The sequence below is a fragment of the Oceanobacillus aidingensis genome (genome assembly GCF_042654105.1).
GTDB lineage: Bacteria > Bacillota > Bacilli > Bacillales > Amphibacillaceae > Oceanobacillus > Oceanobacillus oncorhynchi.
The window spans coordinates 266,516-285,084 of the sequence record NZ_JBHSFT010000050.1 but is presented as its reverse complement, the minus strand read 5'-3'; the positions used below and the strand labels follow the sequence as shown (position 1 = coordinate 285,084).

17 protein-coding genes are annotated in these 18,569 nt (G+C 37.7%); 7 read left to right on the top strand and 10 right to left on the bottom strand.

The window, feature by feature from the left end; genetic code table 11:
- Positions 1–140: 140 nt before the first annotated feature.
- Together ftsW and nhaC are read left to right on the top strand one after the other, a co-directional pair.
- Complete coding sequence (gene ftsW / locus ACFO3P_RS22400) at positions 141–1,244, top strand: putative lipid II flippase FtsW (RefSeq protein ID WP_193064756.1); 1,104 nt, start codon at positions 141–143, stop codon at positions 1,242–1,244.
- Between the two features lie 433 nt (positions 1,245–1,677).
- Positions 1,678–3,042: a Na+/H+ antiporter NhaC gene (gene nhaC, locus ACFO3P_RS22395; protein ID WP_193064755.1), complete on the top strand. Its 1,365-nt coding sequence runs from the start codon at positions 1,678–1,680 to the stop codon at positions 3,040–3,042.
- Positions 3,043–3,099: 57 nt separating this feature from the next.
- On the opposite strand, the gene map is transcribed toward nhaC, so the two are convergent.
- Positions 3,100–3,852 carry a type I methionyl aminopeptidase gene (gene map, locus ACFO3P_RS22390; protein WP_042534677.1) on the bottom strand — a complete coding sequence of 251 codons (753 nt, stop codon included), beginning with the start codon at positions 3,850–3,852 and terminating at the stop codon, positions 3,100–3,102.
- A 349-nt stretch (positions 3,853–4,201) separates the two neighbouring features.
- Here map and ACFO3P_RS22385 point away from each other — a divergent pair, with 349 nt between their 5' ends.
- Entirely contained in the window at positions 4,202–4,927 is a 726-nt protein-coding gene (locus tag ACFO3P_RS22385) for an ABC transporter ATP-binding protein (protein WP_042534678.1), read from the top strand.
- Complete coding sequence (locus tag ACFO3P_RS22380) at positions 4,917–6,557, top strand: putative ABC transporter permease subunit (RefSeq protein ID WP_042534679.1); 1,641 nt, start codon at positions 4,917–4,919, stop codon at positions 6,555–6,557. Before ACFO3P_RS22385 ends, ACFO3P_RS22380 begins: the two co-directional genes overlap by 11 nt.
- Before the next feature lie 161 nt (positions 6,558–6,718).
- Here the strand turns inward: ACFO3P_RS22380 and ACFO3P_RS22375 are convergent, their stop codons facing one another.
- The 3 genes from ACFO3P_RS22375 to sirA form a co-directional block, all read right to left on the bottom strand.
- Positions 6,719–6,865 (bottom strand): YjcZ family sporulation protein, encoded by a 147-nt coding sequence (locus ACFO3P_RS22375; RefSeq protein WP_084612989.1) that lies wholly within the window; start codon positions 6,863–6,865, stop codon positions 6,719–6,721.
- Between the two features lie 294 nt (positions 6,866–7,159).
- Positions 7,160–7,387, bottom strand: a complete 228-nt coding sequence (locus ACFO3P_RS22370) for a YneF family protein (protein ID WP_042534680.1) — start codon at positions 7,385–7,387, stop codon at positions 7,160–7,162.
- A gap of 47 nt (positions 7,388–7,434) precedes the next feature.
- Complete coding sequence (gene sirA / locus ACFO3P_RS22365; RefSeq protein WP_042534681.1) at positions 7,435–7,893, bottom strand: sporulation inhibitor of replication protein SirA; 459 nt, start codon at positions 7,891–7,893, stop codon at positions 7,435–7,437.
- A gap of 492 nt (positions 7,894–8,385) precedes the next feature.
- Here sirA and ACFO3P_RS22360 point away from each other — a divergent pair, with 492 nt between their 5' ends.
- Positions 8,386–9,417, top strand: a complete 1,032-nt coding sequence (locus tag ACFO3P_RS22360) for a hypothetical protein (RefSeq protein ID WP_042534682.1) — start codon at positions 8,386–8,388, stop codon at positions 9,415–9,417.
- Between the two features lie 65 nt (positions 9,418–9,482).
- Here the strand turns inward: ACFO3P_RS22360 and tkt are convergent, their stop codons facing one another.
- The 3 genes from tkt to ACFO3P_RS22345 form a co-directional block, all read right to left on the bottom strand.
- Positions 9,483–11,483 carry a transketolase gene (tkt, locus tag ACFO3P_RS22355; RefSeq protein WP_042534683.1) on the bottom strand — a complete coding sequence of 667 codons (2,001 nt, stop codon included), beginning with the start codon at positions 11,481–11,483 and terminating at the stop codon, positions 9,483–9,485.
- Positions 11,484–11,575: 92 nt separating this feature from the next.
- Complete coding sequence (locus ACFO3P_RS22350; RefSeq protein ID WP_042534684.1) at positions 11,576–11,809, bottom strand: DUF896 domain-containing protein; 234 nt, start codon at positions 11,807–11,809, stop codon at positions 11,576–11,578.
- 65 nt (positions 11,810–11,874) lie between these two features.
- Positions 11,875–12,531 (bottom strand): YneB family resolvase-like protein, encoded by a 657-nt coding sequence (locus tag ACFO3P_RS22345; protein WP_042534685.1) that lies wholly within the window; start codon positions 12,529–12,531, stop codon positions 11,875–11,877.
- 388 nt (positions 12,532–12,919) lie between these two features.
- Here ACFO3P_RS22345 and lexA point away from each other — a divergent pair, with 388 nt between their 5' ends.
- Positions 12,920–13,540: a transcriptional repressor LexA gene (lexA, locus tag ACFO3P_RS22340; protein ID WP_042534686.1), complete on the top strand. Its 621-nt coding sequence runs from the start codon at positions 12,920–12,922 to the stop codon at positions 13,538–13,540.
- Positions 13,541–13,751: 211 nt separating this feature from the next.
- On the top strand, positions 13,752–14,015 hold the full coding sequence (locus ACFO3P_RS22335; RefSeq protein WP_289584591.1) for a hypothetical protein: 264 nt from the start codon (positions 13,752–13,754) through the stop codon (positions 14,013–14,015).
- Between the two features lie 271 nt (positions 14,016–14,286).
- On the opposite strand, the gene spo0A is transcribed toward ACFO3P_RS22335, so the two are convergent.
- From spo0A to recN, 3 genes are all read right to left on the bottom strand, one after another.
- The gene (gene spo0A, locus ACFO3P_RS22330; RefSeq protein ID WP_256704800.1) at positions 14,287–15,069 is read right to left on the bottom strand and encodes a sporulation transcription factor Spo0A; all 783 of its coding nucleotides are present in this window, start codon (positions 15,067–15,069) and stop codon (positions 14,287–14,289) included.
- Positions 15,070–15,428: 359 nt separating this feature from the next.
- Positions 15,429–16,622, bottom strand: a complete 1,194-nt coding sequence (spoIVB, locus tag ACFO3P_RS22325) for a SpoIVB peptidase (RefSeq protein WP_139089148.1) — start codon at positions 16,620–16,622, stop codon at positions 15,429–15,431.
- A gap of 248 nt (positions 16,623–16,870) precedes the next feature.
- On the bottom strand, positions 16,871–18,565 hold the full coding sequence (recN, locus tag ACFO3P_RS22320) for a DNA repair protein RecN (protein ID WP_042534691.1): 1,695 nt from the start codon (positions 18,563–18,565) through the stop codon (positions 16,871–16,873).
- Positions 18,566–18,569: the final 4 nt, after the last annotated feature.

The following is an 18,569-nucleotide window of genomic DNA, read 5'->3' as shown; positions in this document are numbered from 1 at the left end:
AGGAATTACCGAAAACCATGATTTTTAAGTATTTCAATAATAATCAGCCTGGCCGGCAATATTCAATTATGGGAGGCAAACATGAACTGTTCTCAAAAAAGAGCATTCATGCATGATTTTTATATAGTTAGGATGAGAATATGCTTTGGGCAAAAGTGAAGAAAATGGACTTTTTGTTAATTGCTGCGGTAGGTATTTTATCAATTTTTGGACTGTTGATGGTATACAGTGCAAGCTTTCCAATTGGACAAATGTACTATGATAGCGGAAATTACTTTTTTGTAAAACAGCTGCAATGGCTCTTAATCGGCATAGCCTTCTTTACCTTGGCTGCGTTAATAAACCCTGCACTATATGCCAGATGGAGTCCCGCGCTTGTAATGCTCTCGTTAATTCTGCTAATAGCTGTTTTAATACCAAATATAGGAGTAGAACGCAACTTCTCCCAGCGCTGGATTGCGATTGGCGGATTTTTATTTCAGCCGTCAGAAGTGGTGAAGATATCCATGGTCATTTACTTTGCCTCGATTTATGCAAAAAAACAGTCGTATATCAACCATTTCGTACATGGCGTCCTGCCTCCGGTCATCATCTTGCTGCTTGTTTTTTTATTCATTTTATCACAGCCTGATTTAGGAGCAGCCGGAATTATTTTGGCCGCTTGCGGAATTATTGTTACATGCAGTGGTGTAAAAAAACGGCATATTTTTTTATTGGGAAGTGTTGCTGCTGTAGGTACGGTTTACTTCGCCCTAAGCTCAGCCTATCGTTTGAATCGTTTGACTTCCTTCAGGCAGCCGTTTGAGGAGTTTTCAGAGAATGGCTACCAGCTTGCAAATTCTTTGCTTGCAATCAATAGCGGCGGATTAATGGGAAACGGAATAGGTAACAGTACACAAAAGCTCGGCTATCTCCCAGAAGCACATACCGATTTTATTATGGCAATTACGATAGAAGAGCTCGGAGCAGCAGGCTTACTGATAGTTCTTGCCTGCTATATGATTATCCTGTTTAGAGGTATCTTCATCGCCAAACAGCTGTCCAATTCCTTTTATCAATTACTGGCAATAGGAATCACTTTTCTGATTATGATTCAGGCAGTGATTAATTTAGGAGCGATTTCTGGTATGTTACCGATAACGGGAGTAACATTACCATTCGTCAGCTATGGAGGCTCTTCCATTATTATAATGATGGTTTGTGCCGGAATTCTTGTGAATTTGTCTGCGAAAAGAGAAAGCTAAGTCAACTTTTGAAAAAGGCATTATGTACACTTATTGTTCTCAAAAAATAGATACGTAAATAGCAATTATTTGAATCTCTTATTGACAATTCAAGTAAATTAATTGTATAGTCATTATTAACAATTCAATCGTTTTGACAGTAAAAGTCCGCAGTAGATTATTATATGACAGTTATTTAGAGACAAGGTGGCTGGTGCAAACCTTGGTATATAATAGTTGAATTACAGGCTTTATTTTAAAACCTGTCACTGAAATCAAGCGGATGTACTTAATGTGCATCAACTAGGGTGGTAACGCGGAGATTTACTTCGTCCCTTTCTATAGGGGCGGAGTTTTTTTATTGGTTTAAAACGATCATGCTGCAGCTTTTTACATTTCTTATAGAAAAATAGGCATATCTTATACATATGCAAAGCCAAGGAGGTAATTAAAAATGAATTCAATTAAAGCAAAACATCACCCTTCATTACTTGTTTCCGTCGTTTTCCTCATCCTGCTTGTGGGGATTATCAGCTTTTTTATGATTGGACTGGAAGCCGCGCCGCATATACCTATCCTTATCGCTATATTTATTTTGGTTGGTTATGGATTATGGAATAAAATCACTTACCAATCTCTGCAAAAGGCGATGGGCTTAGGAGCCGGTTCTGCAATGGGAGCGGTATTCTTATTCTTTGTAATTGGTATTCTAATCAGCAGCTGGATGATAAGCGGAACCATTCCTGTCTTGATGACAACTGGTTTATCTCTTATCTCAACTACATGGTTTTATGCGGTTGTTTTTGCTATTACCGGTATTATTGGTATCTCTTTAGGAAGCTCCCTGACTACTACTGCAACTGTCGGCGTTGCTCTGATAGGAATGGCCGGGGCGATGGACGCTTCTTTGGCGATTACAGCAGGAGCAATTGTTTCCGGAGCTTTCTTTGGTGATAAAATGTCTCCATTATCTGATACAACCAACCTTGCTTCAACGATCGTCGGTGTCGATTTATTTGAACATATTAAACATATTAGTTTAACAACGATTCCTGCATTTATTATTTCGTTTATTGCTTTTGCAATACTATCACCAAGTGGCTCCCATGCCAGCAATAATATTGCACAGTATCAGGAGGCATTACAAGGAACAGGATTGATACATTGGAGTTCCTGGATCCCATTGATAGTATTGATTGGCTGTACAATTTTTAAATTGTCTGCTTTCTTATCTTTATCTATAAGCAGTGTCGTTGCCAGTATCATTGCGATTGCTGTTAATAAATTTCCTTTAAGCGCTATTCCTGCTATCTGGTTTGGCGGCTATACTGGAAATTCTGATTTTGATCCTGTTAATGAATTAATTACAAGAGGCGGTCTGGAAAGCATGTTCTTCACGATCGCCCTTGTACTTCTCGCTTTAAGCTTTGGCGGATTATTGTTTGTTACTGGTATTTTGCCGGCCATTTTAGAAGCACTGCAAAAACGACTTAAAAGAACAAGGTCCATCATCGCTTCCACTGCAGGGACGGCAATTGGGGTGAATGTTTTTATCGGGGAGCAGTATTTATCAATTCTGTTAACCGGCGAAACATTTCAGCAAATTTATGAAAGAGCCGGGCTAACGAAAAAAGCATTATCCCGTACGTTGGAAGATGCAGGAACAGTAATTAATCCGCTTGTTCCCTGGAGCGTATGCGGAGTGTTTATCGCAGATGTCTTAGGCATTCCTGTACTGACCTACCTGCCGTTTGCATTTTTCTGCCTGTTAAGTCCCGTGATTACTATTTTATTTGGAGCCCGAACAGCGAAAAAATAATCGAAAAAATACTCCCTAATGCGAAATTTCATGCTCACACATTAGGGAGTATTTTTATTATTTATCCTGCTCTGTTAAAATAATCGGCTCTTCCTTTGTAACAACGATTTGATGCTCAAACTGGGCGGAGCGTCCTTTATCAACCGTTCTTGCAGTCCAGCCATTATCATCCATCTTGCTGCGCCAGTCGCCTTCATTGATCATTGGCTCAATCGTAATAACCATTCCCTCTTTTAAACGAATGCCTTTATTTGGCAGTCCGTAATGTGGTACATGCGGATCTTCATGAATCGTCGGTCCGATTCCATGGCCGGTAAAATCTCGCACAACAGAAAAACCTTCCGCCTCCGCATACGATTGAATCGCGTGGCCTATGTCACCCAAACGATTGCCGTGCTTTGCCTGAGCAAGACCTTTGTACAATGCTTCCTTCGTTACTTCAATCAGCTTCTGTCCTTTTTCGTCTACATTGCCGACAGCATATGTCCACGCAGAATCAGCCAAGCCTCCATTTAAATTAACAACCATATCAATAGTTACAATATCTCCGTCTTCTAAGGGTCTATCTGTTGGAAAGCCATGACAAATTTCATCATTTAAAGAAGCGCAAATCGCATAAGGATAGCCATTATAGCCTTTTTGCTCCGGCGTTGCTCCATGCTCTTCTAAAAATCTTTCTACAAATGCGTCCAATTCGAGTGTTGTTACGCCCGGTTTAATCCGTTTTGCGATTTCTTTATGTGTGGCTACCAGCAAATCAGCTGCTTCCTGCATTTGCTGAACTTCCCGCTTACTTTTTCTTGTTATCATTCATTCTTCTTCCTTTCTGTCTTCTATATACACGATACTTTATAAGAAATCCATTAAATATTAAATGAGGTTTCATACCCAGAGTCCATTGTAAATTCTAACACAACCTTTCTGAAACGAACAGTATCTTACCTTTGCTTGTATGAGCATTGCTCATTTTTTAAAAAGAAACCATACTGCTGGCTATTATTTGCAAGGTGATAAATCCAATCACCTTCGAAAAGAAAATGCCTTTTATTTCTTAAAGATGGGAAATTAATTTTGTGAAAATGCAGCCGCATGTTACGATAAGTTTATATTTACCTGACAATACAATTTCTAATATAAGTGTAGAAATGGAGGTTTTTGGATGATAGAAATTTCTCGAATCAATAAAAGCTTTGATGGACATCATCATATTATCCAAGATTTATCATTGACCATCCCAGATGGAAAAATCGTCGGCTTTCTTGGACCAAATGGCGCTGGGAAATCTACCACAATCAATATGATGACCGGTATCTTACCCATCGATAAAGGAACAATTACTTTAAATGGCATTGATATTGATAAAGAGCCCTTAAAGGCAAAAGAGATTTTTGGATTTGTTCCAGACCGTTCTGATATTTTTCTGAGGCTAAAAGGCTTGGAATACCTTAATTTTATTGCTGATATTTATCAGGTTCCTGAGGACGTGCGGCAGGAAAAGATAGCCTATTATACAAAACAATTTTCAATCGACCATGCCTTGGGAAATTATATTCAGAGTTACTCTCATGGAATGCGGCAAAAAATAATGGTTACTTCTGTACTGCTGCACGATCCGGATATTTGGATTTTAGACGAACCATTAACTGGTCTGGATCCAAAATCGTCCTATGCTTTAAAACAAATGATGCGGGAGCACGCTGATAAAGGAAATACGGTTTTCTTCTCCAGCCATGGCCTGGAGGTCGTAGAACAGCTCTGTGATGAAGTGGCAATTATTAATCACGGAGAGCTTTTATTTTATGGAACAATTGATGAACTGCAGGCAGAATATCAAACCGACCAATCTCTGGAAAATGTATTTTTGGAGCTAACCAATGATGCGTAATACATGGACAATTACAAAAATAATGTTAAGAATGCAGTATTCTTCAGCAGGCAAACAAAGTAATACATGGATTTATATTATTGTTTCCCTGATTCTTATTCCATTTTTTATTATGCTTATGCAAGGAATACATTCTATGGTTACACATGCTTATCACATGCTGGCTGAAGTAAACCAGGAAAGTATGCTACTCGGTTTGGCATTGCTTTTTATTGCAGCTATCCTGTTTTTTCTTTCATTTATTATGATTTTATCTGCTTTTTATTTTTCTGATGATATTACAGCTTATATTCCACTGCCGGTACATCCTTATCAATTATTGGTTGGCAAAGCAGCAAATCCGCTAATTTATAATTATGGCATTGCAGCACTTTTATTTCTGCCATTTTTATTTATGTATGGAAGTATCAGCAGTGCGCCTATTCTATTTTATGTCTATGGCTTCATTTTGTTTATCATTTTTCCAATTATTCCATTTAGTCTTGTAGCGGTTATCCTGATGTTTATCATGCGTTATGTCAATATCGCCAAAAACAAGGATCGCTCCAAAATATTTATGGGTATCGGTTCCTTACTATTTGTTATTCTCGTTAACGTACTTGTTCGTCTCAACATGGACGATGCGGCAATGCTTGATACGTTTACGACCTATATGCAGGAGCAAGAAGGTTTACTGCGAATGATAACCATGATCTTTCCACCGGCTTATTTCGGAGCAGGCAGTCTCCATTTTGCGGCTGATTGGTCCGGTCTTCTTTTCCTGCTTGCACTTCTGGCTGTGTTTATCCTTTGTGTTCTCTTATTTATTTGGGCTGGACAGCGATTTTATTTGAAGGGTGTCCGGGGAATGAGTTCGGGAAGCAAAGGAAATTTATCAGCTAAAGCATCTCAAAAATTAACACAGCAGCGTTCAATTTTAAAAACATATCTGCTGAAGGAATTTAAAATGATTTTTCGCACCCCTGCTTTTCTAATGCAGTGTGTCATTCAGGCATTATTTTTCCCGGTATTTATAACGGTGATTCTATTTTTGGATATGGGAAATGATCTGGCAGCACTTGTCTCTGCTGCACCAGAAAAAAATCTTTTTCTGACCTTATTTATGATATCGATTTTTTTATTAAGTACCAATGTTACAGCCTCCACTGCTATTTCCAGAGAAGGAGCAAGCATAAAATTAAATTTATTTTTGCCAATACCATTTCAGCATTTGATAAACGCAAAATTATATGTTGCCTATCTTATGTCTATGCTGCCGTTTTTATTGCTTATTGGTGTCGGCATTTATGTAAACATTCCAATTCATATATTCATTGGCTGGATAGGAATTACCTTGTTGTATAATTGGTTAGCCGTCGTGATTAACTTCTTTATTGATGTCTATCATCCAAAGCTTCACTGGACAGACGAACAGGAATTATTTAAAGGGAGATTCATCCCTTTCTTTATTTCGCTTGGACAAATTGCTCTTTTCGGGATGATAACGATTATTCTTTGGAATATGAATATAACGAATGTTTATCTGATTATGCTTATTTTACTGCTTTCCACGTTCATTGTTACCGATATAGCACACATTTATTTACGTAAAAAAGTATCGTTAAAAACATTGCAAAACCTGGGAAACTAATTGAAAAAAGACGCCCTGGCAATTCATCCGCCAGGACGTCTTCTTGTTTTTCAGCAAATAGGGCATTCGAGCAAAGGCTTGGGCGCCAGTGCATAAGAGATTTTTGAAAGCAGAAGCCCGCTTATCGAAATCCCTTTCACGAATACCAGGTTTTTTAATCATTAACAGTAGTAGCCACCCGTGTAGCACTGGTTGCCGCCGGAGTATGCTGTTCCAATAATAATCAACAAAATAAATAACACAACTAATAACGCAAAGCCCGCTGAGCCAAAGCTTTGACGATTATCACAACATTCTTCTCTACCCATGTGTATATAACCTCCTCTATTCGAACTACTTTAACTTATGCAGCTTCATTCAAATTGGGAAGGCGAATGACTATTTTTTTTGAAAAACTCCCCTTCGTTAAGCTTTACCTGGATGACCATATACTGATTCCAACGTGTCCGCACATCCTATGTATACTGACAAAGCGCTTCTAAACCCGAGCACTTTGATCCTGCACAATTTAAATTTTTACTATGCTGAAAAAAATTTTGACCAATAAGAAAAACCACCTTCTAAAAAGTGGTTTTAGTGCTTGTCCATAAAATAATTATCAATTATTTCCCAGACTGATTCTGATTATTCATCGCCCGCATCATTTGATTAATTTTCTTCTGTGACGGCTTCTGGCCCATTTGCATCATCAATGTACGAAGCATTTGCTCATTTATTGGCGGATTCTTTTTCAAGTAGTTCATCATATATTTTCTAGCAATGAAAAATCCAAGAGCAACACCAGCAATTAAAGCTGCAATTGCAATTAATACTACCCATATCGTACTCATGTTACAAAATTTCCTCCTTCGTGTTGTCTCTAATACAGTATATTAGATTAGAGGAAATTATACAACACTTGACTTTCATCATTGAGCTCTTTTATAGATTTAGGAGAAATCCATCCATATTGTGGTGTATCTTTTCCTTGGACAAAGAAATAAGGATGAATATCTTCTAATATAGGAAAAAGCAGTGATACCGCAACGGCTAAATGGCGACACCTTAAAATCAATTCCCCATTTTCAATATATAAGCAGAGTGATTCTTCTCCTTTTTTTACAAGCACTCTATTTCCAATTCGTTTCACATAAATATCCGGCGAAGAAAACGTCTTTAAATGCATAGCAAACTTGTAAAAATGGATTTTTCGAGTGATAAATCGAAATTGCTTTCTAATTATTACTTCGTCCTCTTTTTCAGCACATTCTAAAAAGAAACGATGTAATAAATCACTTTTATGATAATAATTTTTTGCTACATTTTCTTCTATCCAATAAATTGCGTATTCATTCATCACGTATTCCCCCTTTGACTATCATTATAGAGGAATCTATTTCCGAAAGTTGTCATAATAGTGTGCAAAGAACAACTTCTTTTGTCGAAACAATAAAGAAAACTTGGCGTCTACTTTTCTCTTTCAGGAATTTAAGAGAAGTCTGTCAATCTGCTGATTTTTGATTTCTGCTTTCCCCTACTTGAATTTCTTTTGAAACATTTTTTCCATATCATCATTGATACAATTATCATATCAAATAATTATGTTATACTATCAAGGCTCTTCACCAAAATCAATGGTTGATATTAATGAATAGATATGAGTAAAGAGACTAATTAGCGCAGTATTTTTCCGTAGCGGTTACCACTATCAATTTAACTACTGTCTGTCAACCATTGATTTTGGTATTGATCCACTATCAAACAACCAATTACATTCACCAAAAATGGGAAGCAGCATAAATTAATTAAACAAAAGCCCAAAATTTCAAATCAAAAAGGAAGTGTCTTCTTGAGAAATTATTATTATGTTACGGCAAATACAGCGGTGGGATTTGTGAATTTACTGCCTTCCAATTTAGAACGTATACAGCAAATCTTTCGTTTAAAACACTCTTCTCAAACGGTGAAAGCAAAAATTTTAAAAGATATAATCACAAAATATGAAGCTACCTATGAAGTAGAAGTGTTAAAAAGTGCGTTGGGTGAACATTATTTGGATGGTGTGGTTATACCTGAAAAGAGACTCGCTTTTTTAAATGATTCCATTATACCAGATGATATGCGTGAAGGAATCGAACTGGATTTAAATCGATTTACACAAGACATTTCGGTAAGAAAAGAGAAACTAGAAGAAAAATTCATTCACTACACAGAAAAAGCATATAAACATTTGGAAACAGGGTTACGCATACATGATGATCTGGAAGAGATCTATATTAAAGAAATGAACTTTAAGCGGGCGAATGAAATTGCCGATACGTTTATTCAAGAAGTCTTAGAAGGACAATCGAAGAAGGATCAAGATGGCCACGAGTATCACCGCCTTTTTGGTACCACAACTGTAGATGGTCCGGTCAATGTCGTCCCTCATATTACAGAAAAACTATCCTGCGTTTTTTATGTAAAAGGGAGAGCTGGAACAGGCAAGTCAACATTTATGAAAAAAGTAGCGAGTGCTTGTATTGAATATGGTTATGATACTGAAATTTATCATTGTAGTTTTGATCCAAATAGTATTGATATGGTATTAGTTCCAGATTTGGATTTTTGTATATTTGACAGTACTGATCCCCATGAATTTTTCCCAACTAGAGAAGGGGAAGTAGTTATTGATTTATACGAAGAAACCGTCACGCCTGGAACAGATGAGAAATATGCTGGTGAAATTAACAAAATAAATAACCATTATAAATCCTATATGAAAAAAAGCGTTGCAGAGCTGAAAAAGGCTGGAAAATATTTGGAAACTATAGAGCAACAGTTTTCCTGCACCGAACAAGAACGGAAAGAAATCATCCATTTTATCGAGCAACAATTATAATAGATACGAAAGAAGAGAGATGCTAGCATCTCTCTTCCTCATGACATAAAATATTTAAATATTCCTTATTTCGTCACTTCTTCTACTAATTGAACAACGTTATCTACTGTAAAACCAAATTTCTCAATCAATAAATCGCCATTCGCAGAAGCACCAAAACGGTCAATTGTGAGTGTTTTTCCTTCAAAGCCTACATAACGGTCCCATCCGAATGACGCAGCCATTTCAATCCCGACTCTGGCTGTGACTTCTTTTGGAAGTACTTCGTTTTTATATGCTTCATCCTGCGCTTCAAAGCGATCCCATGAAGGCATACTTACTACCTGTGCATCGACACCTTTTTCCTTCAATGCTTCCTGTGCTGCAACTGCCAGTTGAACCTCGGAACCGGTAGCTAAAAGAAGCGCATCCGGTGTTTCTTTTTCGGATTTACTTACAATGTACGCACCTTTTTTAACCCCTTCATAGGCTAATTCTGCGGTATTTGCTAAGGTAGGCAGGTTTTGACGTGTCAATACAAGCGCTGTCGGCTGATCTGTTGATTCCAAAGCTAAGCGCCATGCTGCCTGTACCTCATTCGCATCCGCTGGACGGATTAATGAAAGATGAGGCATCGCACGTAAAGCAGCTAATTGCTCCACAGGCTCATGGGTCGGACCGTCTTCCCCGACTGCAATCGAATCATGCGTAAACACATACGTTACCGGCATATTCATAATCGACGCCAGACGAATGGATGGACGTAAATAGTCACTGAAGACAAAGAAGGTTCCACCGAAGACATGAAGTCCTCCGTGAAGCGCCATTCCATTTAAAGCAGCACCCATTGCATGTTCACGTACACCAAACCAGATATTACGTCCGGCATAATCTGCCTTGGTAAAGTCCGCTTCGTCATTGATTGTTGTTTTGTTCGAACCGGCAAGGTCGGCACTTCCGCCAAAGAAATTCGGAACGGATTTAGCTACAGCGTTTAATACTTCCCCGGAGGACGCACGTGTAGCAAATTTAGATCCTTCTTCAAATACAGGAAGATTTTCATGCCAGTTTTCAGGAAGCTCTCCTTTTAAAGCAAGCTCGAACTGTTTTCCTAATTCCGGATAGGCTTCTTGATAAGCAGCAACCAGCTCGTCCCATGCTGCTTCTTTTTCGGAACCGTCATTCACGATTTTTTCTTTAAAGTCAGCATATACTTCCTCCGGCACATAGAAATCTTCATGCGTCCATTTATAGGCTTCTTTAGTCAGTTTCACTTCATCTGCCCCAAGCGGTGCGCCATGGGAAGCACTGGAAGCAGATTTATTTGGAGAACCATAACCGATAACTGTTTTTACTTCAATCAATGTCGGCTGGTCCTGGTTTTGCTGTGCTTCTTTGATTGCCTGGCGAATGGCGTTGACATCATTGCCGTCTTCCACCCGCAATACCTGCCAGCCATATGCTTTAAAGCGTTGTTCCGTATTCTCAGAGAAAGAACGGTCTAAATCGCCGTCTAATGAAATATCATTGGAATCATACAAAGCAATCAGTTTACCTAAGCCCATATGGCCGGCTAACGATGCAGCTTCATGCGAGATTCCTTCCATTAAGTCTCCGTCACTGACAATCGCGTATGTATAATGATCGACCACATTATACTTTTCTTTATTATACACAGCACCTAAGTGTGCTTCCGCCATTGCCATTCCTACTGACATCGCAATGCCTTGTCCCAATGGACCCGTTGTTGCTTCTACACCATCCGTATGATGCACTTCCGGATGTCCCGGTGTTTTCGAATCCCATTGGCGGAATCCTTTTAAATCATCGATAGATACATTATAGCCTGATAAGTGTAACAGACTGTACAGCAGCATGGAACCATGACCTGCAGACAATACAAAACGGTCACGATTGAACCATTTGGAATGCTTTGGATTGTGATTCATAAAATCTGTCCAGAGTGTATACGCCATCGGTGCCGCACCCATCGGTAATCCCGGATGCCCGGAGTTTGCTTTTTCAATTGCATCGATGGAGAGCGTGCGAATGGTATTGATGGATAGTTCCTCAACTTGTTGTGTCATTGTTTTTCTCCTTCCACTTCAAAACATATTCTGTTTCTTCCTCTATTTTATAATGAAATCCGATACGATACAAGCTAAGTTAATATGATGTATCAGTGTTTCTTATTACGTTCCTGGTAATCACGAAGCTTTTGCGGGGTCACATCATTCCCGGCCGGGTCAATGACTGTCATCCCTTTTAGATGATTTTTAAAAGAACCCCGTACATTTGCCAGGTATTCTTTTCGAAGATTTTGCTGTTCTGTTTTTTCTTCTTCTGTTAAGCCTTCACTTTTCGCTTTATTAGCTAACATATTTATTCTATTTAATTTATCTTTAGACAACATAGCTTGTCCCTCCTTCGATTAAAAAAACAGGAGTTAAAATAACCTTCCTGTTTCTTTATCTTACGTCACGATTCACTTTCATTCAAGGAATTGATATATTCCTGGTAGCGGCGATGGATGGTTGCCTTTGATGCATGAAATCCAAGTCCTTTTAAAACTGTTGTGATTTCTTGAAACGTTAATTTATTCTGCCGCAGCCGCACAATCTCTTCCATCGGAATTTCAGCGCGTTCTCTTCCCGGGGATTGATTGATATGATGTAAATTTTCTTGAGGGTTATACCCATTTGATACAGCACGTCGCATTCCCCTTTTTATTTTCATATTATGTAGTTTACGCTGATATTCTTCCACTATACCGACGATGTTCAACACCATCGAATCCGCTTCATTCAGCTCAAGTTCTCCTTCATGGGTAACCGTGTAAATGGGGATATTAATTTTCCGGAGCTGATGAAATAAAGCAATTTTTGTATTTCCTCTTCCAAGCCTTGTTTCATCTTGAATACAAAGACAATCAGCTTCTTGATGAGAAAAATAATCAAGAAGCTTAAATATGCCATCTCTATCAATGTCATAGCCGCTGGCCTTCTCCTGAATACAATCCACAACCGTAAAATTTAATTTATCGGCCAGCGCAGATAACTCTTCATATTGTCTTTGAAGTGATGTTTCTTGTGTTTCTTTTTCTGTACTTACCCGACAATAAATAATCGTTCTCAATGTTTTATCCTCCAATAATAAACCGCTCTTTTTCAACTTTTCGGTGACAATTCTTTACAGAATCTGTCTTACCAGCATATTTGCTCTCTACAAAATAAGCAAGGAAATCAGTCGTCTGGTCAATCACTTAAATTGTAACCATCATCGTATATAAAAATATTAACGCAATAATAAAAGCTACAATATAAAAAGCATCAGACTTCATCAGTTTTTCAAACATATTAAAACTCCCCTTCGATATTTTATCTGGTTCCGGAACAGTTGTTCTTACTATAGTATATTTAGAACAACTGTTCCTGTCAATACTTTTTAGAACATTTGTTTGTAAATTGATTCATTCAATGCTATACTATGAATAACAAATACCTATGCTAGAGGGGAGTAAGTCATGACAAAACTATCAAAAAGACAGCAGATGATTTTTGACTTTATTAAAGATCAAGTAGAGCAGAAGGGCTATCCGCCTTCCGTACGTGAAATTGCAGTAGCTGTCGGGTTAGCTTCAAGCTCTACTGTTCACGGTCATTTAGAAAGATTAGAAAACAAAGGATATATTCGGAGAGACCCGACCAAACCTCGTGCCATCGAGATCATATATAATAATGAGAATGATGCGCCTAAGGATAAGGCCATTTATGTACCTGTAATAGGGAAGGTAACAGCCGGAATCCCGATTACTGCGATTGAAAATGTGGAAGAGTTTATTCCCGTTCCCAGCTCTTCTGCCGGACCGGAGGATAATCTGTTTGTACTTGTCATTGATGGAGACAGTATGATTGAAGCAGGCATCCTCGACAAAGATATGGTTATCGTAAAACAGCAAAGCTCTGCGGATAATGGAGATATCGTTGTAGCAATGACGGATGAAAATGAAGCGACTGTCAAACGTTTTTTTAAAGAAAAGACCCGTTTCCGCCTCCAGCCCGAAAATGCAACGATGGAACCTCTCTATTACGAAAACGTATCTATTCTCGGCAAGGTAATCGGCTTATACCGTCATATCCACTAAAAGGAATGTGCTTTAGAGCAGGAGCATGCGGGCAGTATAAGCTGCACATAGCAGAAACGTTAGAACATCCTCTATAGGTGATTTTATCGGCCAGTCAAAAAAGGTTAACGGGCACATTTGTCAGATGTGCCTGTTAACCTTTTTTCTAGTATAAAATTAATCCATTCATAATATGCTTAATATAAAGTACAAGTATAAGGAGTGTATAAAATTGACTGAAACGTTAAAAAAGAAACGCTGGCTTTATCTTCCAATCACCATTATCAGCTTTATTCTGGGAATTATCTATTTAACAAAGATTGCAGATTATTTAACACTGCCATTTTTATCAGCTCTTCTCATCATTGTCACTTTTTTAGAAGTTTACCCGGACAAGAACTATTTTTCCAAAAAGAATTTGATAAAAATCATTTCTGCTCTTGTGATTATTGCTCTTGCACTTTGGTACCAGGTTGCTGTTTTTATTCTTGGATAAGTGAATAAAGCATATACACAGCCTTTCATTTTATAAAAAGAAAACAGTTCTAATCAAAAAATAAGTAATGTCCCAACTTTTTAGAATATTTATTAAAAACACAAATTTTGCAATTTACTTGTAACAAATAAAATTGTACAACTCTTTTCTTCATAAATGGCTGTACTGCTTCCTGTTTATTGGATGCATCGGCAGGTTTTATATAATTTCCTTCTGTGACAATACGGGTTGCTAGTTATTTAAAGCTTTTTGTCAATACTTGCAGGCCATATTACGATACCTTATGCTCCAATCGTAATCGGTCAGCTACCATCGCAATAAATTCAGAATTCGTCGGTTTTGCTTTAGAAATATTGATGGTGTAACCAAATAATGCTGAAATGGAATCAATATTCCCTCTGCTCCAAGCTACCTCTATTGCATGGCGAATTGCTCTTTCTACACGGGAAGCAGTTGTATTGAATTTTTTGGCGATATCCGGATAAAGCACTTTTGTGATGGACCCCAAAAGGTCAATATCATTATAAACCATAGTAATTGCTTCTCTTAAGTACATATATCCTTTAATATGCGCAGGCACGCCTATTTCATGAATAATATTGGTTATATTCGCTTCCAGGTCCTGCTTTTTCTTACTTTCAATATTTGTTTTCGTCATATTTGATACTCTGGAAACCGCACTTCCCTGAACCTGCAGAATTTGATCAGCCAGATTCTGTATGTCAAACGGCTTCAGGATAAAATAAGAAGCTCCTAAATCAACTGCCTTCTTCATCACTTCTTCCTGACCAAATGCAGTCAACATAATAATATGTGGTTTTTTAGTTAATTCCATTTTTTTAATTTCATTTAAAACAGCTATTCCATCCATATGCGGCATAATAATATCTAATACCAGCACATCCGGTGTTTTCTCTTCAATCAACGGGAGGCAGTCCCTTCCGTTTAATGCTGTTCCGACAATTTCAATTTCTTCCTGTTCCCCAAAAAAGTCCTCCATTAATTGTATTAACTCACGATTATCATCAACAAAACACACAGATATTTTACTCACTAAAAAATCCTCCTTTTGCTTTTTATGCACCTATATCATATTCTACAAAAAACATAAATATCCTCTTTAAAATCAAAAAACTTTTGATTTATTTCGATTTTCTCAAGTATTCTTCGTTTTTCTCTTTTTTTCACCAACTTTCGACACAATTTTCAACGTATTATTGTATCCGTTTTCATTATATCAGATAGTAGTTGGAAATAAAATGCATATTTCCAATAAACATACTATATTTTAATGATTATTTAAAAACTAAAAAATGTCTATAATAGCAAACGCTACTACAGACATTTTTAATTATTGATTTATTATTTTATTCTGTTAGGGAAAAGAAAGCTTAACCGGAATGACAGCAGCTGCTACGCTGCAGCTTCATTCAAATCAGATTGAATAATATCTGCATCTTCAAGCATCCATTCGATATGAACACCGTATCCCGAGGTAGGATCATTTACAAACACATGTGTTACTGCACCGATAACCTTGTCATTTTGAATAATAGGGCTTCCGCTCATTCCCTGAACAATTCCGCCAGTTAATTCTAATAATCGCGGATCGGTAATTTGAATAACCATTCCCTTTGTAGATGCTGATTTTTGAGGAACACTGCTGATAATTTCAATGTCAAATTCTTCAATCTTCTCTCCATCCACTACAGTAAGAATTTTTGCAGGCCCTTCTTTGACTTCATGGGATAGTGCGACAGGAAAGGTTTCATCATATTTTTCATGATTTACCTCCTTTTCTAATACCCCAAATATTCCATAATCCGTATTTTTCGTGATATTACCAATTCTTTTTTCTTGCGTTTGAAAGGAAGCTTGTTTTTCTCCCGGTAAACCATTATCACCCTTTTCAATTGCAGTTACAGAAGAATGGATAATGGATCCCTGCTTGATGTCAATCGGTTTCTTCGTATCCATATCCGAAATAACATGTCCTAACGCGCCATATTTCCCTGTTTCCGGCTCGTAAAATGTCATTGTTCCAATACCTGCTGCTGTATCTCTGATATATAAACCAATTTTGTAAGCATTTTCTTTTTTGTCGAAAATCGGCTGCAGGTTTGTTTCAATATACTTATCTCCGCGTTTCAGCTTGATTTGCATTTTTTTATTTTCCTTACCGCTGTGATCAACAATCGGTTTAATGTCTGTCATATGATTGATCTTTTGACCATTTATTTCAACAATTGTATCACCAATATTTATTTTAGCGGCTTCTCCCGGAGACTTTACTCCTTCAGACATTTTCACTTGATGATGACCGACAACCAGTACACCTTTCGTTTCTAACTGCACTCCAATGGATTGTCCTCCCGGTACTACTCTTACATCCTCCAGACGTTGATGCTGCCCCTGATTATCCTCTTTATTCGTATGCTCTTCATTATTGAAAAAAGGAAGGATAGGATAGTCTTGAAAAACCTCTTTATACCCTTGCATGGAAGTATCTGCGTGGATAAAGGAAGGGGAAATAAAAAACAATATAAAAGCAAGCGATAATAGCGAGCTGATTTTATATGTCCATCTGATTTTGTTTGTTTTGCTCATAAATCGTCTCCTCCTCATACAAAAAATATTATCTTTCTGTACATATACTTTTTGCAGTTGGAGGGCAGTTTAAACTGGAACAACCTATGTGATATGTGTATCTTTTCCTCTAAAAATATAGATAAACGGACGTATAGTGTTGTTATTCTTAAGATGCAAAAGGACATGTGATTAACGAAATTTGTAAGTACAGGAAAAAGAAAAAACCGGTACAGTTATTGTCCGATTTTTTTAACGTTTTTATCCCTTTAATTTGATTTTTTAAAACGATCTGCCAATGTTAACATTTCTTTCGCATGTTCTTTTGCTGTATCTGTTAATTTTGTTCCAGTAATCATCCGGCTTAATTCCTCAATCAGTTCCGTATTATTTAATTCAATAACAGAAGTAAAAGTGCGATTTTCCTTTTCCTTTTTCTGAATAAATTTATGCGTATCTGCCATAGCAGCGACCTGCGGAAGATGTGTAATACACAGAACCTGTGATTCCAGCGATATTTCATGGATTTTTTCAGCAATTGCCTGTGCGACTCTTCCGCTGACTCCGGTGTCCACTTCATCAAAAATAACACTCGTAATGCCCTGATGCTTTGAGAAAATCTTCTTCAAAGCAAGCATGATTCTTGATAATTCTCCTCCTGAAGCTATTTTTGTGAGGTCTTTTAAAGGCTCGCCGACATTGGTGGAAATGCGGAAAAGTATTTTATCATAGCCGTTTGATTTCAGCTTCCGCTGCGTTGAATCCTCAAAATCAATGGAAAAGGTCGTCTTTTCTAAATAGAGGTCTTTTAATTCCCGGTGGATATCGTTCGTTAATGTTTCCGCGGCTTGTTTTCGTAAGTGATGAAGCTGATCTGCTTCTAATAAAGCATCCTTTTCAACCTCATCAATTTCTGTTACAAGTGTATTTAAATGCGTTTCCCGATTTGTAATCTGTTCGATTTCTTCTTCAACGCGTCCTAAGTAGTCTAACATTTCTTCCACCGTTGGACCGTATTTACGCTTTAATCTGTTCAATTCATCCATCCGCTGTTCAATCTCATTCAGGCGCTCCGGATTAAATTGCAGCTGGTCAAGATAATTGCGAATATCATACGTGAGTTCTTCCAGCATATAATAATGATTAGATATACTGTCCAATTTTTCAGCAATAAAAGGATCTAAATCTGCTCCGTCCTGTAAAGCTGATTGTGCGTGGCTGACTAATTCTAATCCATGCTGCTCGCCATATAAAGAAAAATAAGCATCCGAAAGAGATTGATGTATCCTTTCATAATTTGCAAGCTGATTGCGCTCTTCTTCAAGCGCCGTATCCTCATTCGGGATAAGCTGTGCTTCTGTTAATTCCTGCTGTTGGAATTGGAGCAGATCCAGGCGCTGTGCCATCTCCTGCTCATTGTCATTCAGGCTGCGGTACTTTTTCTTCAGATTTTCCAGACGGTTATAAATATCCTGATAATCCTTTTTTGCTTCCTTCATGTCATCTCCAAGATAGAGATCTAAAAAATCAATATGCTGCTCATTATCCATCAGCGATTGCGTCTCGTGCTGACTATGGATATCAATCAATGTTTTTCCAAATTCCCGGAGAATAGCCAGTGTCACTAATTTACTATTTACACGGCAGATGCTTTTTCCAGAGGAGGTTATGGTCCGCTGAAGTACAATTTGTTCATCACTGATTTCAATCCCATATGCTTTTCCTACTTGGTAAATAGGGTGCTTTTCGTGATCGATGAAAAATAATCCTTCAATCTCCGCTTTATTCGATTCATGTCGAACAAAGTCTACAGAACCTCTTGCTCCGGCTAATAATTGGATAGCATCAATGATAATCGATTTTCCTGCACCAGTCTCCCCCGTCAAAACAGTAAGGCCTTCTTGAAAGTTTAAGGATAATTCTTCAATAATCGCAAAGTTTTTTATAGATAATTCAGTTAACATGCTG

Bases quoted from the DNA above. Each gene is read 5' to 3' on its own strand.
- ftsW (WP_193064756.1), top strand. From the start codon at position 141: ATGCTTTGGGCAAAAGTGAAGAAAATGGACTTTTTGTTAATTGCTGCG.
- nhaC (WP_193064755.1), top strand. From the start codon at position 1,678: ATGAATTCAATTAAAGCAAAACATCACCCTTCATTACTTGTTTCCGTC.
- map (WP_042534677.1), bottom strand. From the start codon at position 3,852: ATGATAACAAGAAAAAGTAAGCGGGAAGTTCAGCAAATGCAGGAAGCA.
- ACFO3P_RS22385 (WP_042534678.1), top strand. From the start codon at position 4,202: ATGATAGAAATTTCTCGAATCAATAAAAGCTTTGATGGACATCATCAT.
- ACFO3P_RS22380 (WP_042534679.1), top strand. From the start codon at position 4,917: ATGATGCGTAATACATGGACAATTACAAAAATAATGTTAAGAATGCAG.
- ACFO3P_RS22375 (WP_084612989.1), bottom strand. From the start codon at position 6,865: ATGGGTAGAGAAGAATGTTGTGATAATCGTCAAAGCTTTGGCTCAGCG.
- ACFO3P_RS22370 (WP_042534680.1), bottom strand. From the start codon at position 7,387: ATGAGTACGATATGGGTAGTATTAATTGCAATTGCAGCTTTAATTGCT.
- sirA (WP_042534681.1), bottom strand. From the start codon at position 7,893: ATGAATGAATACGCAATTTATTGGATAGAAGAAAATGTAGCAAAAAAT.
- tkt (WP_042534683.1), bottom strand. From the start codon at position 11,483: ATGACACAACAAGTTGAGGAACTATCCATCAATACCATTCGCACGCTC.
- ACFO3P_RS22350 (WP_042534684.1), bottom strand. From the start codon at position 11,809: ATGTTGTCTAAAGATAAATTAAATAGAATAAATATGTTAGCTAATAAA.
- lexA (WP_042534686.1), top strand. From the start codon at position 12,920: ATGACAAAACTATCAAAAAGACAGCAGATGATTTTTGACTTTATTAAA.
- spoIVB (WP_139089148.1), bottom strand. From the start codon at position 16,622: ATGAGCAAAACAAACAAAATCAGATGGACATATAAAATCAGCTCGCTA.
- recN (WP_042534691.1), bottom strand. From the start codon at position 18,565: ATGTTAACTGAATTATCTATAAAAAACTTTGCGATTATTGAAGAATTA.